The organism is Salinimicrobium marinum, assembly GCF_014651535.1.
In the GTDB taxonomy this organism is placed as follows: domain Bacteria; phylum Bacteroidota; class Bacteroidia; order Flavobacteriales; family Flavobacteriaceae; genus Salinimicrobium; species Salinimicrobium marinum.
Genome location: NZ_BMXB01000014.1, coordinates 1 through 22,693 on the forward strand (window position 1 = coordinate 1; position 22,693 = coordinate 22,693).

Annotated in this window: 22 protein-coding genes; 9 read left to right on the forward strand and 13 right to left on the reverse strand. The window is 41.8% G+C overall.

Translation table 11 applies throughout. The annotated features are described in order from the left end of the window. The first annotated feature begins 328 nt into the window (after positions 1–328). The 6 genes from trhO to IE056_RS14325 all read left to right on the forward strand — a co-directional run bounded on the left by trhO (position 329) and on the right by IE056_RS14325 (position 7,553). Positions 329–1,360, forward strand: a complete 1,032-nt coding sequence (trhO, locus tag IE056_RS14300) for an oxygen-dependent tRNA uridine(34) hydroxylase TrhO (protein ID WP_189605409.1) — start codon at positions 329–331, stop codon at positions 1,358–1,360. Between the two features lie 425 nt (positions 1,361–1,785). Continuing rightward, positions 1,786–2,940 (forward strand): PSP1 domain-containing protein, encoded by a 1,155-nt coding sequence (locus tag IE056_RS14305; protein WP_189605410.1) that lies wholly within the window; start codon positions 1,786–1,788, stop codon positions 2,938–2,940. After that, positions 2,933–3,418: a gliding motility lipoprotein GldH gene (locus IE056_RS14310; RefSeq protein ID WP_189605411.1), complete on the forward strand. Its 486-nt coding sequence runs from the start codon at positions 2,933–2,935 to the stop codon at positions 3,416–3,418. Before IE056_RS14305 ends, IE056_RS14310 begins: the two co-directional genes overlap by 8 nt. A gap of 10 nt (positions 3,419–3,428) precedes the next feature. Continuing rightward, positions 3,429–5,762, forward strand: coding sequence for a penicillin-binding protein 1A (locus IE056_RS14315; RefSeq protein ID WP_189605412.1), 2,334 nt, complete (start codon positions 3,429–3,431; stop codon positions 5,760–5,762). 304 nt (positions 5,763–6,066) lie between these two features. Then, a complete protein-coding gene (locus tag IE056_RS14320; protein WP_189605413.1) occupies positions 6,067–6,765 on the forward strand; it encodes a CoA transferase subunit A in 699 nt (232 codons plus the stop codon). A 131-nt stretch (positions 6,766–6,896) separates the two neighbouring features. After that, positions 6,897–7,553 carry a CoA transferase subunit B gene (locus tag IE056_RS14325; RefSeq protein ID WP_189605414.1) on the forward strand — a complete coding sequence of 219 codons (657 nt, stop codon included), beginning with the start codon at positions 6,897–6,899 and terminating at the stop codon, positions 7,551–7,553. A 62-nt stretch (positions 7,554–7,615) separates the two neighbouring features. Here IE056_RS14325 and IE056_RS14330 read toward each other — a convergent pair whose 3' ends face one another. Continuing rightward, a complete protein-coding gene (locus IE056_RS14330; protein ID WP_189605415.1) occupies positions 7,616–7,978 on the reverse strand; it encodes a DUF6616 family protein in 363 nt (120 codons plus the stop codon). Between the two features lie 224 nt (positions 7,979–8,202). Between IE056_RS14330 and IE056_RS14335 the strand changes: the two genes are divergently transcribed. From IE056_RS14335 to IE056_RS14345, 3 genes are all read left to right on the forward strand, one after another. Next, a complete protein-coding gene (locus IE056_RS14335) occupies positions 8,203–8,865 on the forward strand; it encodes a hypothetical protein (RefSeq protein WP_189605416.1) in 663 nt (220 codons plus the stop codon). 50 nt (positions 8,866–8,915) lie between these two features. Continuing rightward, a complete protein-coding gene (locus IE056_RS14340; RefSeq protein WP_189605417.1) occupies positions 8,916–9,071 on the forward strand; it encodes a hypothetical protein in 156 nt (51 codons plus the stop codon). A 77-nt stretch (positions 9,072–9,148) separates the two neighbouring features. Then, positions 9,149–9,373: a hypothetical protein gene (locus IE056_RS14345; RefSeq protein ID WP_189605418.1), complete on the forward strand. Its 225-nt coding sequence runs from the start codon at positions 9,149–9,151 to the stop codon at positions 9,371–9,373. Between the two features lie 9 nt (positions 9,374–9,382). Here IE056_RS14345 and IE056_RS14350 read toward each other — a convergent pair whose 3' ends face one another. From IE056_RS14350 to IE056_RS14405, 12 genes are all read right to left on the reverse strand, one after another. Then, positions 9,383–10,516: a serine hydrolase domain-containing protein gene (locus IE056_RS14350; RefSeq protein WP_189605479.1), complete on the reverse strand. Its 1,134-nt coding sequence runs from the start codon at positions 10,514–10,516 to the stop codon at positions 9,383–9,385. Positions 10,517–10,551: 35 nt separating this feature from the next. Further along, positions 10,552–11,025: a methylated-DNA--[protein]-cysteine S-methyltransferase gene (locus IE056_RS14355; protein WP_189605419.1), complete on the reverse strand. Its 474-nt coding sequence runs from the start codon at positions 11,023–11,025 to the stop codon at positions 10,552–10,554. Then, entirely contained in the window at positions 11,026–12,096 is a 1,071-nt protein-coding gene (locus IE056_RS14360) for a CNNM domain-containing protein (protein ID WP_189605420.1), read from the reverse strand. Between the two features lie 93 nt (positions 12,097–12,189). Continuing rightward, positions 12,190–13,170, reverse strand: coding sequence for a lipoate--protein ligase (lplA, locus tag IE056_RS14365; protein ID WP_189605421.1), 981 nt, complete (start codon positions 13,168–13,170; stop codon positions 12,190–12,192). 220 nt (positions 13,171–13,390) lie between these two features. Further along, on the reverse strand, positions 13,391–14,185 hold the full coding sequence (locus IE056_RS14370) for a TIGR04290 family methyltransferase (protein WP_189605422.1): 795 nt from the start codon (positions 14,183–14,185) through the stop codon (positions 13,391–13,393). A gap of 8 nt (positions 14,186–14,193) precedes the next feature. Then, on the reverse strand, positions 14,194–15,270 hold the full coding sequence (locus tag IE056_RS14375; RefSeq protein WP_189605423.1) for a CgeB family protein: 1,077 nt from the start codon (positions 15,268–15,270) through the stop codon (positions 14,194–14,196). A 3-nt stretch (positions 15,271–15,273) separates the two neighbouring features. Continuing rightward, a complete protein-coding gene (locus IE056_RS14380) occupies positions 15,274–16,389 on the reverse strand; it encodes a CgeB family protein (RefSeq protein WP_189605424.1) in 1,116 nt (371 codons plus the stop codon). Beyond that, a complete protein-coding gene (locus tag IE056_RS14385; protein WP_189605425.1) occupies positions 16,386–17,522 on the reverse strand; it encodes a CgeB family protein in 1,137 nt (378 codons plus the stop codon). The genes IE056_RS14380 and IE056_RS14385 overlap by 4 nt, the downstream gene beginning before the upstream one ends. Continuing rightward, positions 17,519–18,631 (reverse strand): glycosyltransferase family 4 protein, encoded by a 1,113-nt coding sequence (locus IE056_RS14390; protein ID WP_189605426.1) that lies wholly within the window; start codon positions 18,629–18,631, stop codon positions 17,519–17,521. The genes IE056_RS14385 and IE056_RS14390 overlap by 4 nt, the downstream gene beginning before the upstream one ends. After that, complete coding sequence (locus IE056_RS14395; RefSeq protein ID WP_189605427.1) at positions 18,621–19,643, reverse strand: Gfo/Idh/MocA family protein; 1,023 nt, start codon at positions 19,641–19,643, stop codon at positions 18,621–18,623. Before IE056_RS14395 ends, IE056_RS14390 begins: the two co-directional genes overlap by 11 nt. Before the next feature lie 7 nt (positions 19,644–19,650). After that, on the reverse strand, positions 19,651–20,664 hold the full coding sequence (locus tag IE056_RS14400) for an MDR/zinc-dependent alcohol dehydrogenase-like family protein (RefSeq protein WP_229793774.1): 1,014 nt from the start codon (positions 20,662–20,664) through the stop codon (positions 19,651–19,653). Next, positions 20,661–22,688: a GDP-mannose 4,6-dehydratase gene (locus IE056_RS14405; protein ID WP_189605428.1), complete on the reverse strand. Its 2,028-nt coding sequence runs from the start codon at positions 22,686–22,688 to the stop codon at positions 20,661–20,663. The genes IE056_RS14400 and IE056_RS14405 overlap by 4 nt, the downstream gene beginning before the upstream one ends. Between the last annotated feature and the right edge of the window lie 5 nt (positions 22,689–22,693).

Consider the following 22,693-nt stretch of genomic DNA (forward strand, 5'->3'; position numbering starts at 1 on the left):
AGCTCAAAAAATCACCCACAAAAAAAGCGACCAAGTCAAAAATACTTTTTTGCTTGATCGCTTTCATAAAATTACCTCAAAAGAGATAGTTTTTCAGTGCCCTCGGTAAATCACCAGGGCATTTTTTCATTAAGTTAATTTTTAATTCTAATACATTAAATTTTAAAGTTAATGTGAAGTTATATTAGATCTCTGATGTTTCATAATATGTGAAATTAATCTTGGTTCTTAATTCTGGCAGCGCATCGGTCCAGACTCTTTACAAAGCAATTATGATTAAAATGATATCTTTGCAAAATATTCTTTAATTCTTAAACATTAGTATAGCATGCAACTGTACAATAAATTAAGCGCTAAAGAAAGAGCAGCCCTTTTGGAGGAAGCCGGGGAAGACCGGTTGACACTCTCTTTCTACCAATACGCTAAAATTGGAAACCCCGAACTTTTCAGGAATCATTTATTTATCGCTTGGGACCAGATGGAGGTTCTTGGCCGAATTTATGTTGCCCACGAAGGAATCAACGCCCAGCTTTCTGTACCCGCTAAAAAATTTCCGGAGTTTAAAAACTTTTTAGACGGAATTAATTTTCTGAAAGATGTTCGCCTCAACATCGCCATTGAACACGATTTAAAGTCATTCCTTAAACTAAAGGTGAAAGTCCGCGACAAAATTGTTGCCGATGGACTTAATGACTCGACCTTTGACGTCACCAATAAAGGGGTGCACGTGGATGCGCTAAAGTTTAATGAACTGCTGGAAGATCCAGATACTATTCTGGTAGATATGAGAAACCACTATGAAAGTGAAATAGGCCATTTTAAAGGAGCGATCACTCCCGATGTGGATACCTTCAGGGATTCTTTGGATATCATTGAAGAAGATCTCAAGGACCATAAAGAAGACAAAAAGCTGGTGATGTATTGTACCGGTGGAATTCGCTGTGAAAAGGCAAGTGCTTATTACAAACATAAAGGCTTCCAGAATGTTTTTCAGCTGGAGGGTGGGATCATTGAATATGCCCGACAGGTAGAAAACCTGAAACTGGAAAATAAATTCCAGGGGAAAAACTTTGTATTTGACCACCGCAGGGGAGAACGTATTAGTGATGATATCATCTCAAACTGCCACCAGTGCGGGAAACCTTGCGACACCCATGTAAATTGCGCCAATGAAGCCTGCCACTTGCTGTTCATCCAGTGCGAGGAATGTGCGGCAAAAATGGATCATTGCTGTTCAGATAAATGTCAGGAAATAAACGCTCTGCCTTACGAAGAGCAAAAAGCATTGCGCAAAGGAATTCCTAATAGTAACAAGATCTTTAAAAAAGGAAGATCTGAGGTATTGAAATTCAAACAGTAGATTTTTTTAATCCGATTTGGAAATAGATTAATCCTACAAATATAAATTTCCTGCAAGGCCAAAAAGACCTTGCAGGTTTTTTTCAATTTTCCGAGGAAATCATATAGTTTTTTCCAATCTCTTTTGGTAACTCCCTCCTGAGACCTTTTTTCACGTCTGAATATTTCGATAATATGAACCTACTTTCCTGAGTGAATAAAAAATTATTACCTTCAAACCTTCAGAAGAGTTTAAAAAACGGCTGCAGGATTTATTTCTAATTAGTACGAAAAGTAGAATCCCGGCGGTTATCCAATAAAATTAGCTTTACCGCTTACGCGTATAAAGCTCTCAATAAATTGGTATCTTTACCGTTTTAAAGTGAATTATTAATTTTCAATATTGTTGGGTAGGACTGCCGGGCAATATTTCAATATATATAAAATATGGGATGTGAAAGTTGCTCGACCGGTGGCGGTCAGCCAAAGGGATGTAAGAATAACGGCACGTGTGGAACAGATGGTTGCAATAAACTTTCTGCTTTTGACTGGCTGTCGAATATGGAACTTCCCAATGGAATGGCGCCCTTCGAGTTTGTGGAAGTCCGTTTCAAGAACGGAAGAAAACATTTTTTCAGAAATACCGAAAATTTAAGTTTAAGTATAGGAGACGTGGTTGCCACCGAGGCAGCTCCAGGTCATGATGTGGGAATTGTAGCCTTAACCGGGGAATTGGTAAGGGTACAAATGAAGAAGAAAAAAGTACGGCAGGACAGCAGCGAGATCCTTAAAATTTACCGTAAAGCTTCCCAGCGGGATATAGACATCTGGCAGGAAGCACGGGAGCGGGAGGACAAAATGAAAGTACGAGCCCGTGAAATAGCAATTCGTCTTAACCTTCAAATGAAGATAAGTGATATTGAATTTCAGGGAGATGCTTCAAAAGCTACTTTTTATTATACAGCGGAAGAAAGAGTGGATTTCCGGCAGTTGATCAAGGAATTTGCCAGGGAATTTAACACCCGGATTGAGATGCGGCAGATTGGCTTCAGGCAGGAAGCTGCCCGTTTGGGAGGAATCGGTTCTTGCGGAAGAGAACTTTGTTGCTCTACCTGGTTGACAGACTTTAGATCCGTAAATACTTCAGCAGCAAGATATCAGCAGCTATCGCTAAATCCGCAGAAACTTGCTGGGCAGTGTGGAAAGTTAAAATGTTGCCTTAACTATGAGCTGGACACTTATCTGGATGCTTTAAAAGATTTTCCGAAGACAGAGGTGAAGCTTTACACCAAAAAAGGAACAGCTGTTTGTCAAAAAATCGACATTTTCAAAGGAATGCTTTGGTATGCTTATGAAGGGGACTGGAGCAACTGGCATACATTAACTGCAGAACAGGCAAATACCATTATTAATGCGAATTCGAAGAAGGAACCTGTAAATAGTATTGAGGAATATGCCGTTGAATTGCTGCAGGAATCCAAACCCGACTTTGGAAACGTGGTAGGGCAGGACAGCCTTACGCGATTTGACAACAAAGGAACGTCTGGCAAGAAAAAACGTAAAAACAAGCGTAAAAAGAGAAAACCACAGAGAGATGCATAAAGCCCTTATGGTGTGCCTTTTAGGTTGCCTGCTATTGTTTTCCTGTGATAAAACAAGGGTAGTGGATACGTATGAAAGTCTGCCGGAGCAATGGCACAAAGATTCTGTGGTAAAATTTAATTTTACCGCCCCGGATACTATACAGCCTTATAATTTGTTTATAAATATCCGGAACAATGCAGATTACTCCTTCAGTAACCTTTTTTTACTAACAGAAATGGTCTTTCCGAATGGGAAAGTTATAAGCGATACGCTGGAATACCGAATGGCAGAACCATCGGGGGAATGGCTTGGCACAGGCTTTGGTGAGTTAAAGGAAAACAAACTCTGGTATAAGGAGAACGTTCGTTTTTCTGAAGAAGGAGAATATGAAATTCAGATTCAGCAGGCCATGCGAAGAGGTGGCGAGACTGAGGGAATTCAGGATCTTGAAGGGATCACAGAGGTTGGTTTTAGAATAGAAAAAACAGATAATTAAGAAATAGCCGATGGGCAAATCAACTGCAAAATCAGAAAAGGCTTCCAAAAAAAGATCATACAGCCGCTATATTGTTTGGTTCTGGTCTTTATTTGCCGCAGGAATACTGGCGGTACTTTTATTATTCCTTATGGCGAGCTGGGGAGTATTCGGGCCTATGCCCACTTTCGAGGAACTTGAAAATCCCGAGACCAATCTCGCTACAGAAATTTTCTCATCTGATGGGGAAACGCTGGGTAAATACTATAACGAAAACCGTACTCCGGTGAAGTATGAAGATTTGCCACAGCACCTGGTAGATGCATTGGTAGCTACCGAGGATGAGCGCTATTTCAATCACGCAGGTATTGATGCAAAAGGTACCTTGAGGGCCGCTGTCTATCTTGGGAAAAGGGGAGGGGCAAGTACCATAACCCAACAGCTATCGAAACTTCTATTCACCGAAAATGTATCTAGAAATCCAGTTGCAAGGGTACTTCAAAAATTTAAGGAATGGATTATTGCCATTCGGCTGGAAAGTCAGTACACTAAGGAAGAGATCATCACCATGTATCTCAACAAGTATGATTTTCTTTACCAGGCCGTAGGAATACGATCTGCTTCAAAAATTTACTTCGGAAAAGAACCAAAGGAACTTAAATTAGAGGAAGCTGCAGTGTTGGTCGCAATGCTTAAAAATCCTATTTTATATAATCCGGCGAAAGAAAAATTTAAAGATAACTCTATACAAAGGAGGAATCAGGTGTTGAAGCAGATGGAGATTAATGATTATATTTCAGGAACCGAAAAAGATTCTTTGCAGGGGCTTCCGTTAAGACTGGATTTCTCTCCGCAGGGCCATGATGAAGGAGTAGCCACTTACTTCAGGGTGTATCTTCAGGGGTTCATGAAAGACTGGATCGAGAAAAATCCGAAGCCTGATGGTGACAAGTATAATATCTACCGCGACGGACTGAAAATTTACACGAGTATAGATTCCAGGATGCAGCAATATGCCGAAGAAGCGGTTGAAATGCACATGTCCAAACTTCAGAAGGAATTTGACCGTCAAAACCGAAATAACAAAACGGCACCGTTCCGGGATGTAACGGTGGAGGAACGAAATAAAATTGTTCGGGATGCGATGAGACGTTCTGAAAGATGGAGAATTCTGGATGCACAGGGAAAATCTTCCGAAGAGATCGCAGCTTCTTTTGAAGAAGAGACCGATATGAGAATCTTTAGCTGGCAGGGAATCAAAGATACGGTGATGACTCCACGAGATTCCATTTTATATTATAAATCATTTCTGCAAACAGGGATGATGTCTATGACCCCACAAACCGGGGAAGTTAAAGCATGGGTGGGAGGAATTCATTTTAAGCATTTCAAATACGACCACGTGAAACAGGGGAAAAGACAGGTTGGATCTACTTTTAAGCCGTTTGTATATGCAACAGCGATAGATCAACTACATTTATCTCCCTGTGATACCCTGCCAAAGAGTTCGTATACCATAGAAGCGGGCAGGCATGGCAATATGCAGGACTGGACGCCAAAGAACAGTGGTGGAAGAAAGGATGATTACCTTGGGATGGTGAGCCTGAAAGATGCACTTGCAGAATCAATAAACACAGTTACTGCCCGGCTTATTGATAAAACAGGTCCGGGGCCGGTGATCGATCTTATCGACAAACTAGGCGTGGATACCGGTAATATTCCTGAAGTGCCTTCAATAGCCCTGGGAACTGCAGATTTAAGTGTATTTGAAATGGTTTCTGCTTACAGTGCATTTGTAAATGAAGGCGTTTATGTGAAGCCGGTAATTGTTAACAGGATTGAAGATAAAAACGGAACTGTGCTTTATCAACATGTGCCTGAAACCAGAGATGTTTTGAGTAAAGAATCTGCTTATGTGACTGTGAATTTGATGGAAGGGGTGACTCAAACCGGATCCGGAACCAGGTTACGTGGAAACTGGGCCGTAAACGATCCCTACTACAATAGTGTGATAACAGGATATCCATATAATTTCAAAAATCCTATTGCAGGAAAAACAGGAACTACTCAAAACCAAAGTGACGGCTGGTTTATGGGTATGGTGCCAGATCTTGTGACCGGAGTATGGGTTGGAGCAGAAGACCGTGCGGTACATTTCCCCGGGATAAGATATGGACAGGGAGCAGCCATGGCATTGCCTATATGGGGCGTTTACATGAAGAAAGTCTATGCCGATGATAAGCTGGACGTTTCTGACGGGGATTTCCCAAAGCCTGATACTCTTTCCATTGAAACCGACTGCAGTAACTATGGCCGTGGCAGTGATAGTGGTTCGGGAGGTATTCCAGATGAACTTGATTTTTAGAATAATAATTCTGAATATAAATATAGAGGCTGTTTAAAAAGCTTTAAAATCGTCATTCTGAAGTTATTTTTGAATCTTAATATTCTGATTTACAGAATTTATTAGAACTTTAAACAAGTTTAGGTTGACGTAAAAAGTGTTTTTTAGACAGTCTTTTTATGACAATTTTTTCCTGAATACCGATGTTCAAAAACATCATTTCTGGTTAAAATCTTTATGCTGAACCCCAATATTCTCTAAAGAATCGAAAACCATTGCGACCAAAATAATTATTTCGTAATTTTCCCTAAGAAATTTTTACGAAATGATAAAAAAGACAGTTGATAATGTACAGGATGCTTTGGATGGTGTTCATGATGGCATGACCTTTATGCTGGGTGGATTTGGTTTAAGCGGGATTCCCGAAAATGCCATTTCTGAACTTGTTAGGTTAAACCTGAAAAACCTTACCTGTATTTCCAATAATGCCGGGGTCGATGATTTTGGCCTTGGGTTGTTACTCCGTAAAAAACAGATTGACAAAATGATCTCTTCCTACGTGGGAGAGAATGCTGAATTTGAACGGCAAATGCTTAGCGGAGAACTTGACGTGGAGCTTACGCCGCAGGGAACTTTGGCCGCCAAATGTCAGGCAGCGCAACAAGGGTTTCCCGCAATCTTTACCCCTGCAGGATATGGGACCGAAGTAGCCGAAGGAAAAGAAACCCGTGAATTCGACGGAAAAATGTATGTGCTGGAAGAAGCTTACAAAGCAGATTTTGCTTTTGTAAAAGCATGGAAAGGTGACGAAGCCGGAAACCTGATCTTTAAAGGTACCGCCCGAAATTTTAATCCGTTAATGTGCGGTGCTGCGAAAGTGACTGTAGTTGAGGTAGAAGAGCTGGTGAAACCCGGAGAACTCGATCCAAACCAGATCCACATCCCGGGAATCTTTGTGCAACGCATCTTTCAGGGAAAAGATTACGAGAAAAGAATTGAGAAAAGAACAGTGAGGAGTAAATAGGATTTGAAGATTTGAGAACGGGTTGATTTGAGGATTTAGAGAATCAGATTATAGATTCGAAAATTTATCTTCAAATTTAACTAATCTTCGAACAAGATTCCCGCTTTCGCGGGAATGACAAAAGATAGATTATGTTAGACAAAGAAGGAATAGCAAAACGCATCGCAAAAGAGGTAAAAGACGGCTTTTATGTAAACCTGGGAATTGGAATTCCTACGTTGGTAGCCAATTTTGTGCGCGATGATATACAAGTGGAGTTTCAGAGTGAAAACGGAATCCTGGGAATGGGGCCTTTTCCGTTTGAAGGAGAAGAAGACGCCGATTTGATCAACGCGGGGAAGCAGACAATCACAGCCTTGCCCGGAGCGAGTTTCTTTGATTCGGCTATGAGTTTTGGAATGATCCGCGGGAAACATGTGGATCTTACCATCCTTGGTGCCATGGAAGTAGCCGAAAACGGGGACATCGCCAATTGGAAAATTCCGGGGAAAATGGTAAAGGGAATGGGAGGGGCTATGGATCTTGTAGCTTCTGCCGAAAACATTATTGTGGCTATGATGCACACTAACCGTGCAGGAGAGTCCAAACTGCTTAAAAGGTGCTCTCTTCCGTTAACAGGAGTAGGCTGTGTCACCAAAATAGTAACCAACCTTGCCGTACTGGAAGTAACCGACAAAGGGTTTAAGCTTTTGGAGCGCGCTCCCGGAATTTCGGTGCAGGAAATTAGAGATGCAACAGAGGGAACGCTGATTGTTGAAGGTGATATTCCCGAAATGCAGCTGAATTAGAAGCATTATAAAAACGGAACCTTCAGATATATTTGGAAGGTTCAGTTTTTCTCATCTGATTTTTAGTCGAGCAAGGAGGTAGAGTCTTTCTTCAAATTTATTAATCGATCCATGGAATCTGGCAACGAAATAATTTCTCCACGGGCATTAACCTGATTAAAATATTCATGCCAGCCTGCATCTGCCACTGCTTTTTCCAATTTTTCAACATATTCCAGCGATGGCATTTTCCAGACAGCCATATACCTGTAGTCGCTTCGGTAGGGAGTGTGTTCATCATTCATTGCCCAACCCAGGTTTTCTACTCCCTGGTTCATTAACTCTTTCATTCCGCCCCCGGCTTTATTTATAAAATCCCGCCGCTCCTCTATAGAGAGGTCCATCCATTTCTGGGTGACATTCCATAATTCTACATATAAGTACATATCAAAAATTTTTAATTAGCTAAAGATTGATGAGTATAAAATTAATTTTCCCTCTCTTTTAAAGATAGTAAATATTTGATATGCAATAAAGTATATTGCATGTTGATTGCAGTCTTGAATTTAAGGTTTTTGCAGGGTCATTTATGGTTAGCTAAATAATTCTGAATACTTTAATTCACTATCAATTTTCTCTGCTCTGCTACATCATTTTTTAAAAAATATCTATGGCAAACAAATACTTTTTTATCGCAGTTCTTTTACACAGTTTCATTTCCACGGCACAGGATATCACTAAAGTTTATCTCGAAGCAGACTTTAATACCAAAATTTCTATTGGGGAAACTTCCCGGGAAATAGTAATGTACGAGAACCATACTGTGGATGTTCCGAAAGTATCAAAATTTTATAATGAGGTGTATGGAATCACCCTTAGTATGAACTATCAACTTTCTGAAAATTTTGCGGCCGGAGTGGGCTCCGGAGTTAATTTTGCATTATATGATAATCATCCCGTGCTTGCAGATGAATATCAGCATAGGATTTTTATACCTTTTTTCCTCCGGTTAAGAGGGCAAAAATATCTTAGTTCGAAGTCGTTTATATTAAGTGACCTAAACGCGGGATACAATTATGCAAACTCCGCATTCGGAAATTCACAAAATGGATACCATTTCAGGGAAAGAGGCGGATATCTTCTGAACCTCAATTTAGGAATAGGCACAAAAATTTATAGGTTTACTCCAATTTTTAAGCTAGGATATGAACTGAATCAATTTTCTCATGAAAATAGCCTTGAATGGATTGGAGACGGAATGAGCTACGATGATAAAGTAAAGTATAAAATTTATTATCATTTACTCACATTTTCATTAAGCATGAAACTGTAAATCTGGAGCCAGTTTTTTAGCCAATGCTTCACCTATTTAAATAAACATACATGTATAAAATCAGGATTCTGGGGATCATTATACTTACTGCAGGCGTACTGTTACTAATTTCTTTTGATGCTGATAATATCGATCTTTTTGCGGGATTATTAACCGGCGCCGGAGCAGGTCTTGCGCTCACCGGAAGCATCAGGAGAAGGAAATAGCCCTGCTTGAATTATATAAGAATTTCGTATTTCCTGTAACTTTTTCTACTTCTGAAGGACTTATTACCAAACCTGAAATGACAAGCGAAAAAATGAAAATTGGGTATTTAATTTTCACAACAGGAAGTCTTCTAAAATTTCTGGCAGTGATCCTGGTTATAGGAATTGTGGATTTTTTTGTGGCACAGCATTTATTCATCCACACCGCATTAAGTCCATTTGTACTTGTCGCTTTGAACCTGCTTATATATTACCTCTGCTTGCCATGGATTAAAAAAGGAGTGACTGAAATTGAGAAATAATTATGAAGGCTACCTCTTTTCTACCATCCGGTATGCTTCATCTATGTAAGCATAAAAATCATTGGAGTGTTCACTTCCTTCTGTCTTGTCCATTTTTTTCCGGCCCAGTCGCACAATGATCAGGTTGTCCTCGGGAATTACGATCACGTACTGTCCCAAAATTCCTCTCATGTAAAAGATTTCCTTGTCACGATATTTTTCGAGCCAGAATCCGTATCCGTAATGAGGGGTTTCCTCAAAACGTGGCTGTATGGAAGTGGCTACATAGGAAGAATCCAGTAATTGCTGACCATCCCATTTTCCGAAGTTTTTAAACAGTTTTCCGAAGCGGGCGAAATCCCGGGCATTTGAAGCAATACAACAATAGGCTTTTTCCATGCCACTTTCCTCGCTGTCGAGCTGCCACAGAGCATCGGTTTCCATTCCCATGGGTTGCCAGAAGCTTTCACTTAAATAAACAGAAAGTTGCTTTCCAGTGGCTTTTTCAAGCACCATGGCCAGCAGCTGCGTGTTTCCGCTGAGATATTCCCATTCTTCGCCTGGTGCTTCTGTCACTTTCAGGTTAAGTATCTGTTCCCGGATATTCTCTCCAAAGTAAGCCCTTGCCGTCATCGAAAACGGACTGTAATAATTCTCTTCCCAGTTCAATCCCGAAGACATGGAGGCAAGGTCTCCCACGGAAAGCCTGCTGTCAAATTGCGGATAAAAATCTGAAACAGGTTGTTTCAGGCTTTTTAATTTTCCTTCATTAATTGCCTTTCCCAAAAGGGCGGAAACTATACTTTTTGCCATAGAAAAGGAATTGCTCTTCGAGTCGGGGCCATAATCATCATTGTAATCTTCATACCAGATACTGTCATTTTTAAAAATGAGGAAAGCCACGGTTTCCAGTTCACTGTTCAATTCCTGTAAAACAGGTGATGCTTCAGCCCTGTTATAGTTTTTATGTTTTGGCCATGGTTGCGGAGTACCGTCACCAATTTTCCTGTTTTCAAATTCAGGATAATCTTCAATGTACGCCGTGGTGTGTCCGGTGAAATAAGTTACCTGAATTGCCCTTAGAATATATTCGTAATTGAAGAGATAAAGTAGAAGAATGGCCGCCATAAGAAAAAGAAAGAGGCCCAGTAGTATTTTTTTAATGACGTTCATTTTATAATGTAATTACTCTTAAATATTCAGAAAAGCACCTGCTGTTTCACCGGATTTTCATGGTCCAGGAGCCATTTTTTGCGCCACAATCCTCCGGCATATCCTGTTAAAGAGCCGTCGCTGCCAATGATTCGGTGACAGGGAACTACCACCCACAGGGGATTTTTTCCGTTGGCTGCAGCAACAGCACGTATGGCTTTTACATCTCCGAGTGTTTTTGACAATTCGAGATAGGAAATGGTTTTTCCAAATGGCACTTTTTGCAGTTCTGTCCAAACTTTCTTCTGAAAACCGGTTCCTTCAGGATTTAGTGATAGCTCAAAACGAGTCCGTTTTCCGGAGAAGTATTCCTTCAGCTGAAAAATTGCCTGTTTCAGTTCTTGTGGAACATTCTGGGAACCGTGGTCTTTTTCAGAAGTAATTGAAATACGTGAAATTCCGTTATGATCTCCTTCCAGAAGTACTGTTCCCAACGGACATTCGAAATATGCTGTTGCCATTTATTCCTGTTCTTTTTGCTGCTCCAGAATGCCCAGCCTGCGGGCTCTTTTTTCCCAGTTTTTACGGGCAAGTACCTGCATATTTGCTACATTATCACTTTCATCCATAATTTCAAGACCTAACAGCGTCTCAATGATATCTTCCATAGTCACCAGCCCCACTGTATTTCCATATTCATCAACCACTATAGCGAGGTGGTTGCGCTTATCGACAAAAGTTTCAAACAGCTTTGGGATTGGTGTGTCAAGAGAAGTGATCTGGATCTCCCTGCGAAGGGTTTTTAGAGGCTCGGGACCTCTGTCATCTATCATTTCCTCCAGTACATCGTCTTTAAGTATAAACCCTGTAATATTATTCGATTTATCCCGGTAAATGGGAATCCTGGAGAATTTGAGATTCTTATGGTTGCGGTGAAAATCTTCTATAGAAGTATTTTCATCTTCGGTCACCGCCACAGAAAAGGGTGTCATAATATCTTTTGCCAGTACAGATCGAAAAACGAGCATGTTCTTAATGAAAGTGGATTCGTTTTCCTCAAAAACCCCCTCTTCTTCGGCTGCGTCAGTCATCGCCATGAATTCTTCGCGGCTCATGGTACCCATGTGTGCCGATTTCCCAATGAGCCTGGTAGTGAGCCGTAGCAGCCATATAATTCCAGTGTATTTCAAAGGAAAAATAAAGATCCTGAGGGTCTGTGCGCTAAAATTGCCTAAAGATTGCCAGTAAGTGGCACCAAGTGTTTTGGGAATTATCTCAGAGATCACCAGAATTGCAATGGTCATTAGTGCAGAAACAATTCCTACAACACCACCACTTGGATAGATTTTCTCTGCCTGCACCCCCACAAGAATGGCGCCTACTGTGTGGGCAATGGTATTAATAGTAAGAATGGCTATTAAAGGTTGATCTACGTCTTTTTTAAATTTTGCCAGGGTTTTCGCGTATGATTTTCCTTCGCTTTTTTTAATTCTAATAAATGAAGGGGTAAAACTTAAAAATGCAGCTTCAAGAATAGAGCATAAAAAAGAAAAGAAGATGGATAGAAAAGCATAAAGAAGTAGTAATCCCATTTAATTGTTTTCTTAAATTCTAAGGTAATAATTATTAGCAGAAAGTATCTTAAATGCTTCTGAATAATTCAAATGCGACCAAATTATGAGGTTTTAAAACATAACAGCTACCAGATCATCCTCAGAAATGTTGTTGAAATATTCCTTGAGATTAAACTGCTGTAAAACTTCCCTGATAGCATTTTCTTCGTGTTTTGTGTTCTCTAATGCTCGTTCCACCGGCTCAATGTCCTTTATGTGAAAGAAGTCACCGGTAATTCTTACATCTTTGATGATGCCCTGGGAAACATTCATGTGCATTTCTAATGTTCCTCCCTTTGTACGTGCACCTTGCTTAAAGTTGTAATCGGGGGATTTCCCAAAGTTCCATTCCCAGGTGCTGTATTTCTCATCTCTTATTTGTTGAATTTTCTTCAAATCTTCTTCTGTAAATTCATACATCCGGGCATCTTCGAAGGTGGAGGTGATGTGGTCCATTACCTTGTTTGTGAACTCCTCCAGACTTATTTTTTCCTTAAGATGATCGCTAATGTTGGTAACCCTCTTCGGAACAGACTTTACACTTCTGTCCTTGTACTTCAGAGGATTAATTTTTAATGCTCCGCTCACATCGGTCATTTGGGAAGAAAAAAGAAGAGTTCCGTGGTGCAGGATCTTGTTTTTTACCACATGTTCTGCATTTCCGGAAAACTTCTTTCCTTCAATGGTTAAATCATTTCTTCCTTCAAACTTTGCGTCCACGCCAAGGCTCTTTAAAACATCTATAATAGGTTTGGTATAGCGTTCAAAATCCACCATTTCATAGCTGTCACCGGTGCGGGTAAAACTGAAGTTAAGGTTTCCAAGGTCGTGATATACCGCACCCCCTCCCGAGAGTCTTCTCACCACCTTAATTCCTTTTTCCTTCACATAATCTGCATTGATCTCTGCCTGGGTATTTTGATGTTTCCCTACTATGATCGCATTGTCATTGCGCCATAACATGAAACAATCCTCCTTGAGGTGCTTAAAGATAAATTCATCTGTGGCAATATTGAAATATGGATCTGTGGAGTGATGTTTTATACAAAGCATGCCTTTTGTTTTAGGTGTACTTACAAAAATAAGAAAGCTGTGGTTGGATATAAGGTAAACTGATTTCTTTCTTGAATTTTTATCCTTTTGCCGAGAAAAACTTTGATTTTCATATAGAAGTGGCGCCCGTTACTGGAGAATTCGATCTTGTAAGAGGGCAGCTGGGGAAGAAAGTGTTGCTCCGGTAACAGTGAATAAAAAAGTATGCCCGGAAGATGTTTTATTTCCGGGTTTTGTTTTTCACTTCTTCTTTCCAGTCCTTGCCTACTGCCGAAAGGTATTCTGAAAAATTCCAGGTATCCACACTTGATTCCAGTTTTTCATCTTTTTCTGCTATGTAGGTTTCGTCTTCGGGCATTGCGGTTACTTTAAATCCGCAGCTCCGCAGCAATGAAAGTATTCCCTGGTGGTTGATCGCCCACCAGTTTGTAGGATCTCCGGCAAGTTTACTCTCGATAAAAGCCATTTTGGGCCAGGCATCGTTTTTCATGATCTCCCTTTTGTGGAATTCCACATCATCGGGAATTTCCATTTCCTCTTTGCCGGGAAGGGAAAGTGTCTGGAAAACCATCATTTTTCGCACTTTCTGAGTCAGGATGTCCATGGCAAGCGTGGGATAGCGCAAATGGTAGAACACTCCCATGAACCAAACCAAATCGAATTGTTCTTCGGTATGGGCAAGGTCGTACACCTGCATCTGCTTAAACCTGATCTTGTCATCCAGCCCAAATTGTTCTGCAGTCCAGCGTGCCTGTTTCAGGTAATGTTCGTCCAGGTCAATAGCCAGAACATCGGCACCTCTTTTGGCGAGTTCAATGGAATAAAATCCGGCGTTGCAGCCAATATCCAGTACTTTCCAGCCGGTTAGGTCTTCCGGGATGGAATCTTTGATGTTGTTCCATTTAAAGCTCGGAAAGTCGCCCAGAAAATGATCGGGGGCTGTTTCCGTACCGTCAGGTAAATGGATGTTGTGAAACCAGGGTGATAATTCTTTTATTTCTGTTTTTATAGACATAGTTGGATTTAAAATTTTTCTGAAGGCTGCAGGATCTCCTTTACATAGGTTTCAAGTTCTTTTGCCCTTGCCCTCGAGGTGTGGTGTTTCAGCACTTTCTGCCGTGCATTTTCACCTATTTGTATTCTTTTTTCTTCAGATATATTTCTGAAATATTCCAAAACCTCAGAAGAGGTTTTTGCAATCAGGATCTCATTTCCGGGTTCAAAGATGGTTTCAATGCCATCCCAGTAATCTGAAATTATTGGCACGCCACAGGCCGCCGCTTCAAATAACCGAACGCTGGGTGAATATCCGGCTTTGATCATATCTTCCCGGGTGACATTGAGAGTGTATTTCTGGGAATTGTAAAAAGATCGGTGTTGTGCTGGCGGCAAATGATCAATTCTTTCGACATTTTCCGGCCATTCAATTTCCTTTGGATATTGTGGTCCTGCCACAACAAATTGCGTATCCTGAATATCTCTTGCAGATTTAATCAGTAGTTCGTTCAGCGTAGGCTGGCGGTCATCGCTGTACGTTCCCAGATATCCCATTTGCCATTTTTTCACATTGTCTTCAGGATGGTAAAGATCGGGATCAACCGAGCAGTATAGTGGCTTTGCCATAGGGCTGCCATATTTGTTCTCCAGAAGGTCTAGTGTTGGTCCGCCACAAAAAGACAGGAAAAGATCATATTTACTGATTAAATCGGGATCAATATATTCGTAGTCTTTCCGTTCCAGTTTTGCCAGCGTTACCGGGGTATCGATGTCGTAATAAGCAGTAATTCCTTTAGCGGTTCCAATTGCCCAATTTCCGACTTCCACACCTTGCTGAACGTATGATCCAACGATCACCACATCTGCTTCAGCAACTTCGGTAGCATAATCTTTTTTTAATTCTTCATTGGTATTATATAATCCGAGTTTGCAAAACTCCGGATTTGGCATATCACGGTTTCCGGCGTAATATGGTACATCTTTTTCCAGGAATAGGATGTCGTGGCCCAACGCTGCAAGTTCCTTTAGCAAAGCCCGATATGTGGTGGCGTGGCCATTTCCCCAGGATGAGGTAACCGATAAACCTATAATTACAAATTTCATTCTTTAGATTTTAGTATTTTCTACCGCTTTAGGTTCAATGTCGAGTTTTTCAGCGATCACAGATTCCAGCAGTTCGGCCCTGTGCTCGTAAGTGTGCCTGGAAAGTACCTTTTTGTATGCTGCCTGTCCAATTTCTTTGGCTCTTTCGGGCGTGAGTTCTGCAAGGACTTTTTCCACTTCCTCGCCACTTTTCACCACGATAATTTCTTCGTCGGGTTCAAAAAAGGTCTCTATTCCTTTCCAGTAATCGGTGATGATACAGGCTGCTGCCCCGGCTGCTTCAAAAACCCTGGTGGCTGGTGAAAATCCGTACTTCGCCATACTATCCCGACTAATATTCAGCACTGCCATTGGAGTGCAGTTAAAAGCGTTGTGGTCTTTAGTGTAAACGTGACCCAGATAATCAATATTTTCAGGCAATGGTTTGTCTCCCCAGCCGCTTCCACCTAGTAAAAATCTTTTTTCCGGAAGGTTTTCCGCAGGTTTAATGAAGAATTCCTCCACACGTTTTTCCCTGTCGGGTAACCTGTTTCCAAGGAACGCCAGAGTTCCATTAAATTTTTGATTTGCCTCCACCGGAAAATGGGTATCGGTATCTAAAGCATTGTAAATCGGAATACATTTTTTAGCACCGTTGCGTTCGTAAGCATCGATCACGGGTTGCCCGCCGCCATAAGTGAGCACAAAATCGTATTTAGGGATCAATTGGTTGAATTGATCTTCTTTGTTTTCTTCAATCCTGTCAAGCGTTGCAGGTGCATCCACATCCCAGAAAATGATGAGGTTGTTATCAGTTTTCAGTTCAGTGACTTCTTTTTCTAGGAATTCGTCAAAAGCACCAACCCCACTGGCTTTTATGATCACATCGGCTTCTGAAGCTTCTTTTAGCAACTTCCGAAGTGTATTTTCATCTTTTTCATAAACCACCACCTTGCACCATTCGGGATCCTCAATATCACGATGCTTCTGGCGCTCATAAATATCCGGTTCATAAAATGTGACGTCGTGACCCATTCGGTGTAACGCCTTTACAATGCCGCGGTAGTAAGTGGCCGCACCATTCCAGTAAGCTGAGACGATGCTGGAGCCAAAAAATGCTATTTTAAGATCGGTTTTCATCCTTTTTGTGATTTGTTGTGGATTGGGAAAATTTTCTCTTCAGGTATTCCCAGTTCTTGCAGAATTAATTCCAGGCCATCAATGCGATGGGCACAGGTATGTTTTTCTTCAATGGTTTTTCTTCCGTTTTGGGAGAGGCTTTGTGCCAGTTGTGCACTTTTCAGCACTTCAGCGATCCTGTAGCCCATATCATTTCCGTTTGTGACCATGAGGTAATCTTCTCCCGGAGAGAACAGGTTCTCGGCATCTTCCCAGGGAGAGCAGATCAAAGGAATTCCGCAGGAAAGTGCTTCAAAAGGTCGGATAGTCGGGATCCCTGGCAGCATTTCCACATAAGGTCTTCTTGGGACGTGAACGGTCACTTTATACTTTGCAAAAACCTCCGGAACTTTGTAATTCGGCAGCCAGCCACCATATTCTATTCCGGCGTCAGCAAGAGCTTTTTTAGCCTTTTCAGGATAACGCACACCGTACACTTTGGCTTTTATGCCCAGCTCTTTTACCGGCTCGATGAGGTATTCCATTAATTCTTCGGTACGCTCATTATCTCCCCAGTTTCCTATCCACACCAGGTCGCCTTCTTTTTCTTCATCTCTATTGGGCGTGAAAAATTCGGCATCGGCAGCTTCGTGCCAGGTCCAGACTTTATCCACCCACTTTTTTTCTTCGTAAATATTTTTGATCACATCTCCAAAAACCAATGCCCCGTCAAAATTTTTGAAGTCGTATTTCGACATACTTTCTTCATCTGAAACTGCCCTGTGATGAGTATCGTGAAAGAGTAATTTATAGCCGTATTGCTCTTTCTTTTTACCAATTTCTGAAACCAGTTCCGGCTCATTCCATTCATGCACAATCACCAGGTCTGCATCCTTTAAAATGCTTTCGTAGTTGAGCTTTTTCCTCGGATTGTAAAACTGCGGATTCAAGGATGGGTAATACTGCCGGAATTCATCCAGTTTGTCAGCCCCGTGATCTTTGATGAGGTTTTGCAAACTCCATCCGCCTTCAGGTTCGTAAACGTCCACATCGTGCCCTCTCTTCTGAAGTTCCTTTACTGTCCCCCTTAAAAAATGGGCATTTCCGTGGTTCCAGTCAGAGTATAACGAATGATAAAACATTACTATTTTCATACAGTTGCGAGCTTAGGTTTGGATTTATTGTTAATTATTTCCCGGTACAGGTCCATATATTCTGAAGCCATTTTTTCTGAAGAATACTCTTTCGCTTTATTTCTGGCCCTTTCTGAAAGTTCTTTTCTGGCAGCTTCGTTATTAATCAATTGAAGGATTCTTTCCTGCGCATCTGCCTCATTTTCAGGATCGAAAAAAGCAGCGGAATCTTCCCAAATCTCTTTCAAAGTATCCAGTTCACTCAAGATCAATGCACAGCCCGATTTTGCCGCTTCCAGAATTGCGAGTCCGAAGGGCTCATATTTTGTGGGACTAACAAAAATGCTGGCGCGCTGCATCCATTCTTCTACTTCGTGAGGTTCCAGTTTGCCAAGGAATTTCACATTTTCAAATTCCGATTTTTCACCCGATCCGGGATTTATTCTCGTGCCTGCAATGTAAACCGGCCAAGGAAGGTTCTTTGCGATATGGGAAAGCAATTTCAGGTTTTTTGCCTCATCCCAGATGCGGCCAATGCACAAAATGAATGGCTCCTTTTCTTTTTCTTCCGAAGCATCCATAGCTCGTCCATTATAGATCACTTTTGCGGGTGAGGAAAAATCGTGCGTGTTTTTCGCTTTTCCCAAAATGGATTGTGTAGGGCTCACCACAATATCTGATGCTTCCAGCGATTCTTTGACCACCTGAGTATATCTGTCCCAGTTCGTTGGAGCCGAAGTTCCTTTCACCGCCTGCCACCATGTTTGCACACAAGAGTGAAAAACGGTTAGAGTAGGGCAGGTCCAGTCTTCGCCAATATGGGCGTAATTGTTCATATGAACCACATCTGGATAGATCGTGTGGTAAATGGAATTGATCCATTTATTGGATTTCTCCACGTCTTCCCAGGGATCTTCCATCCATTCCAGCTTAAAGTCGCTTTTGTACAGCGTGACATTTTTTATGGTTTCTACCTGCTGCTTTTGAGCTTCGGAAGGCCAGGCGCCCATGGCAGCCAGATGCACTTCTACATCATATTCCTGAAGTGCCTTGCACAATTCAAGGGAATAGACCCAAACCCCACCGACAGTGTCTGTGGTCATTAATATTTTCATTCCCTTACCTTCCATATATACGGTCTATAATTGTTGCTGTTTTAATAAATTCTTCAGCAGATTCGGCTTCGTAGCCTTGCCCTGCCAGTACTTTTTCGGCCCAGACGACCCCTGCGCGCCCGCTCCATTCATCGGGAGGGGTGACCAGAGTTTCTGTTTGTGTTCCGTTGTATTTTTCTGCGGTGAAATCGTAGAAAGAGCCGTTGACATTTTTAAATGCAGCCCCGCCTTTGTTTCCGTAGAATTTGGCCTCGATCACGGCATCTTTTCCGGCGGAAACGTGCCAGCTACATTCCAGATTTATCACCGTATCCTTTTCTGAAGTCATGGCTACACTGGCAAAATCTTCTACATGTTCTTCAAATGAAGTAAGTTTTTTTCCCTGGTGGAAAAGATGGCTCCGGACATCCGTTATTTCCGGAAAGTCAAGGCTCCACAACGCCAGATCTACCAAATGGATTCCCAGATCCATTACGCATCCTCCGCCAGATCTTTTGATGTCGTAAAACCATTCCTTATCGGGTCCATATGCATTATGAAAAACCAGGTCTACCGCATAAATATCGCCGATTTCGCCACTTTTGATGAGATTATAGATAGCTTTAAAAGCTTCAGTATGACGGTAAGAAAGATCTACTGCAAGAAATTTGTTGCTTTCTTTTGAAGCGGCTACCACTTCTTTTGCTTCGGAAGCAGTCCTTCCCAAAGGCTTCTGACAAAAAACGGCTTTTCCGGATTTTAAAGCTTCAATGCTCTGTTGAGCATGCATAGCACTGGGGGTGGCAATGACAATTCCGTCAAGATTTCCATCCCGGTACATTTCTTCAGGAGACCCCGTTAAAACGGCTTTTTTGGCACTTTTTAATGCCTCGTCAGCATTTTTCTTTGCCGGTTCATAAATAGAGGCAGCGGTTGTTTTGGCATCTTTTAAAAGGACTTCCATCCTGTTTCGGCCGATCCATCCTACGCCGATAAATCCTAAAGAAAGGGGTTTTTGTAGTTCTTCTTTTGGTTGGGTTGCAATCATTGGTTGGTTAGTTGGTTGTGACAATTGCTTTTATAAATCCGTCGGGCCGTTCGGTGAGGTGGCGATAGGCTTCTTCCATCTGGTCAAGGGAAAAAGTATGTGTGAAAAGCGGAAAAGGATTCATTCGTTCCTCCTTTACAGCAACAATGGCATCTTCGATTCCTTTGATGTACTTCTTAGAATCCCTTTCGTGGGCACTGATCATATCAATCCCACGCCAGTTAAGCATTTGAACGTTCAGGCTCCGCATCCCGTCCTGATGGAAGCCTGCAACGATAAGTTTTCCCCTTTCCCCGGTTAGTTCGATGGAAAGATTTAACGGCCATTCTTTTCCGGTGCATTCAATCACCCGTTCACAGAAGTTTCCGTTCGTTAGTTCTTTTACTTTTTCGATGATCTGGTAATGATCATCCATTTTAATGGTTTCGTCGGCTCCGGCTTCCTTTGCTGTTTCCAAAGAGAAATCTCTTCTCGAAATAGCGATCACCTTGGCATCTTCAGATTTTGCGAGCTGAATCAACAGACTTCCTAAAAATCCGCTTCCCACAATGGCCACCGTTTGCCCTTTTTTTACGTCACTTCTTGAAAAGATGTTCATGGCGCATCCCAAAGGTTCCCCCGGAAATGGTTTTCCGTCCAGAAACTCCGGAAGTTTTACCACGTTATCTTCTTTTGCAATGTCATGAGTGGCATAAGCGTTATAGGTAAGGGCCGTTACCCTGTCTCCCTCTTTTAGATTTGTCACGCCTTCGCCAACAGCATCAATGACTCCCCAACCTTCGTGTCCGGGATTTCCCTGTTCTACGGGATATTCGAACCAGTCGCGTCCTTCCCATAGCGGAATGTTTGAAGCACAAACCCCCGAACCTTCCAGCTTTATTCGTACCTCGCCGTCTTTAGGTTGAGGTTTTTCGGATTCTTTAATGCTTACCTTTCCGGGTGCGTCTAGTACTGCGGATTTTTGTAAGGTATTTTCCTCCGGTATTACCGGCATTTCCTGTAATGTTCTCGCTGATCTCATATAGCGATTGCTTTTGAAGATTTTAATTGTTCGGGTAAATCTATATTTCGTGTTTCACAAAGCCATTTCACAAGGGCTTCGACACCTTGTTCTACATTGTACTTTGGTGCCCAGCCTGTGGCTTCTTTGAATTTATTTGTGTTGGAGACGTAGTAAAACTGGTCTCCGGTACGCCATTCATCAAAAGAAATATCCATTTCTTTTCCGGCTTTTTCCTTGATGATATCGAGGATCTCCAGCAAACTTACAGTGTTTTCCGGTCCGCCGCCAATGTTGAAAGCCTGTCCGGCAAGATTGTCAATGTTTTTATGAGCCAGCAGGAACGCGTCAATTAGATCGTCTACAAAAAGGATGTCCCGTACCTGTTTTCCATTTCCGTAGATAGAAATAGGCTGGTCTTCAAGCGCACTAATTAAAAAGTGAGCGACCCAGCCTTGATCTTCAGTTCCGAATTGATGAGGTCCGTAGATACAGCTCATTCTGAAAACCGCACTTTTGAGTCCATAGGTTCTGGAATAATCCAGGATATATTGATCTGCCGCTCCTTTTGAACAGCCATACGGACTGTGGAAATCCAGCGGAATTTTTTCGTTGATTCCGTACTTCTTTATTTTTTCATCTGAAGGATAGTAACGGGTGGTATTTTCTTCCATTTTCACATCCTGAAGGTTTCCGTAGACCTTGTTTGTGGATGTGAACAGTAATGGTGGCTGATGTTCAGATTTTCTAATGGCTTCCAGCAACTGAAAAGTTCCGTTTAAATTCACCTGGAAATCGTGCATTGGGTTGGTTACCGAAGATGTTACCGCTACCTGGGCACAAAAATGGAAAACTTCCGAAGCATTATTTACACATTGTTGCAGGATAAGATGTTCATTAATATCAGCAATCTGGATAATTAGTTTATTTCCATATTTCTTCTGAAGCCATTGCAGGTTCTGTTCCACACCATCTCTGAAAAGGCTGTCGTAGATCATCACTTTTCTACCTTCCCCAAGCAATCTTGAGGCGAGGTTTGTTCCAATAAATCCGGCGCCTCCAGTAATTAAAGTGTATTTTTCTTTAGAAGTAATTTTGTACTGCTTGGAGATAAAATTGTGTTGCTGAATGTTTTCTATTCCTTCTCTTTCGAGTAGCTTATAAAGCAGTTTTTTTGTTCCGTCCACTTTTTTAAGTCCGAAGTGGTATTCCCTTTCATCGAGGTGAAAACCGCCAACGGTAGCTTTGGAAGCATCAAGATCCTTGAGGCTGTACCAGTAAACCCGATCAGCATCTGAATTCAGTACTTTCTTGAATTCTTCGTATTGCTTTACTTCGTCGTTTTGCCAGGTGGAGAATCCGACTTCAGAAACCCAGATTTCTTTTTCAAGCCCGAACCGGGAAAGAATTTCCTTCACCGCATTGATGTTGACTTCCCAACCTTTCCACTGCTGATCAAAAACGTGCGGAAACCCGTGGATTCCCACTGCATCTATATTTTCAAGAACCCCTTGTTCTATCATCATTTGCAGCCAGTTTGGGTCAATGGGGCTCATCCCGCCCAGAAGGGTTTTCTTGCCTTTTTGTTTCGCCCAGTAAGCCGCCATTGTGATCATTTTCGAAAACTTCTCCCAGGAATAATCCAGCGTGAAATCATATTCTACTTTGTTGTTAGGCTCATTCCAAAGCTCTACCCATTCAAAATATTGTCCATATTTATTGATCATTACATCTATAAAATCTGCATAAGATTTCAGGTCTTTTGGAGGAGCGGAAGTCTTCGCCATTTCCCCAATGGAAGGTGGCGTGTACAAAAAGCACGGGAGTATCTCTACGTGTTTATCCAGTTCAGTAAAAAGCCAGTCGTACCATTCCTCAGTACCTTCCACATACCAGTCGGCCCAGGAAATTCCTGTGCGAAGGTGAGTTATTCCCAGTTTCTTGAAATCTGAAATAGCAGTTTTCACCTCGTCATATTCTCCGGGTCTAAACCATTCCAGAATCCCTATGGTGGGTGCGTGTGTATTGTTTTTTGATATACTCATGCTTC

What these genes read in the sequence shown, in the direction of transcription:
- trhO (WP_189605409.1), top strand. Translation starts at nt 329, where the DNA reads ATGCAACTGTACAATAAATTAAGCGCTAAAGAAAGAGCAGCCCTTTTG.
- IE056_RS14305 (WP_189605410.1), top strand. Translation starts at nt 1,786, where the DNA reads ATGGGATGTGAAAGTTGCTCGACCGGTGGCGGTCAGCCAAAGGGATGT.
- IE056_RS14310 (WP_189605411.1), top strand. Translation starts at nt 2,933, where the DNA reads ATGCATAAAGCCCTTATGGTGTGCCTTTTAGGTTGCCTGCTATTGTTT.
- IE056_RS14315 (WP_189605412.1), top strand. Translation starts at nt 3,429, where the DNA reads ATGGGCAAATCAACTGCAAAATCAGAAAAGGCTTCCAAAAAAAGATCA.
- IE056_RS14320 (WP_189605413.1), top strand. Translation starts at nt 6,067, where the DNA reads ATGATAAAAAAGACAGTTGATAATGTACAGGATGCTTTGGATGGTGTT.
- IE056_RS14325 (WP_189605414.1), top strand. Translation starts at nt 6,897, where the DNA reads ATGTTAGACAAAGAAGGAATAGCAAAACGCATCGCAAAAGAGGTAAAA.
- IE056_RS14330 (WP_189605415.1), bottom strand. Translation starts at nt 7,978, where the DNA reads ATGTACTTATATGTAGAATTATGGAATGTCACCCAGAAATGGATGGAC.
- IE056_RS14335 (WP_189605416.1), top strand. Translation starts at nt 8,203, where the DNA reads ATGGCAAACAAATACTTTTTTATCGCAGTTCTTTTACACAGTTTCATT.
- IE056_RS14340 (WP_189605417.1), top strand. Translation starts at nt 8,916, where the DNA reads ATGTATAAAATCAGGATTCTGGGGATCATTATACTTACTGCAGGCGTA.
- IE056_RS14345 (WP_189605418.1), top strand. Translation starts at nt 9,149, where the DNA reads ATGACAAGCGAAAAAATGAAAATTGGGTATTTAATTTTCACAACAGGA.
- IE056_RS14355 (WP_189605419.1), bottom strand. Translation starts at nt 11,025, where the DNA reads ATGGCAACAGCATATTTCGAATGTCCGTTGGGAACAGTACTTCTGGAA.
- IE056_RS14360 (WP_189605420.1), bottom strand. Translation starts at nt 12,096, where the DNA reads ATGGGATTACTACTTCTTTATGCTTTTCTATCCATCTTCTTTTCTTTT.
- lplA (WP_189605421.1), bottom strand. Translation starts at nt 13,170, where the DNA reads ATGCTTTGTATAAAACATCACTCCACAGATCCATATTTCAATATTGCC.
- IE056_RS14370 (WP_189605422.1), bottom strand. Translation starts at nt 14,185, where the DNA reads ATGTCTATAAAAACAGAAATAAAAGAATTATCACCCTGGTTTCACAAC.
- IE056_RS14375 (WP_189605423.1), bottom strand. Translation starts at nt 15,270, where the DNA reads ATGAAATTTGTAATTATAGGTTTATCGGTTACCTCATCCTGGGGAAAT.
- IE056_RS14380 (WP_189605424.1), bottom strand. Translation starts at nt 16,389, where the DNA reads ATGAAAACCGATCTTAAAATAGCATTTTTTGGCTCCAGCATCGTCTCA.
- IE056_RS14385 (WP_189605425.1), bottom strand. Translation starts at nt 17,522, where the DNA reads ATGAAAATAGTAATGTTTTATCATTCGTTATACTCTGACTGGAACCAC.
- IE056_RS14390 (WP_189605426.1), bottom strand. Translation starts at nt 18,631, where the DNA reads ATGGAAGGTAAGGGAATGAAAATATTAATGACCACAGACACTGTCGGT.
- IE056_RS14395 (WP_189605427.1), bottom strand. Translation starts at nt 19,643, where the DNA reads ATGATTGCAACCCAACCAAAAGAAGAACTACAAAAACCCCTTTCTTTA.
- IE056_RS14400 (WP_229793774.1), bottom strand. Translation starts at nt 20,664, where the DNA reads ATGAGATCAGCGAGAACATTACAGGAAATGCCGGTAATACCGGAGGAA.
- IE056_RS14405 (WP_189605428.1), bottom strand. Translation starts at nt 22,688, where the DNA reads ATGAGTATATCAAAAAACAATACACACGCACCCACCATAGGGATTCTG.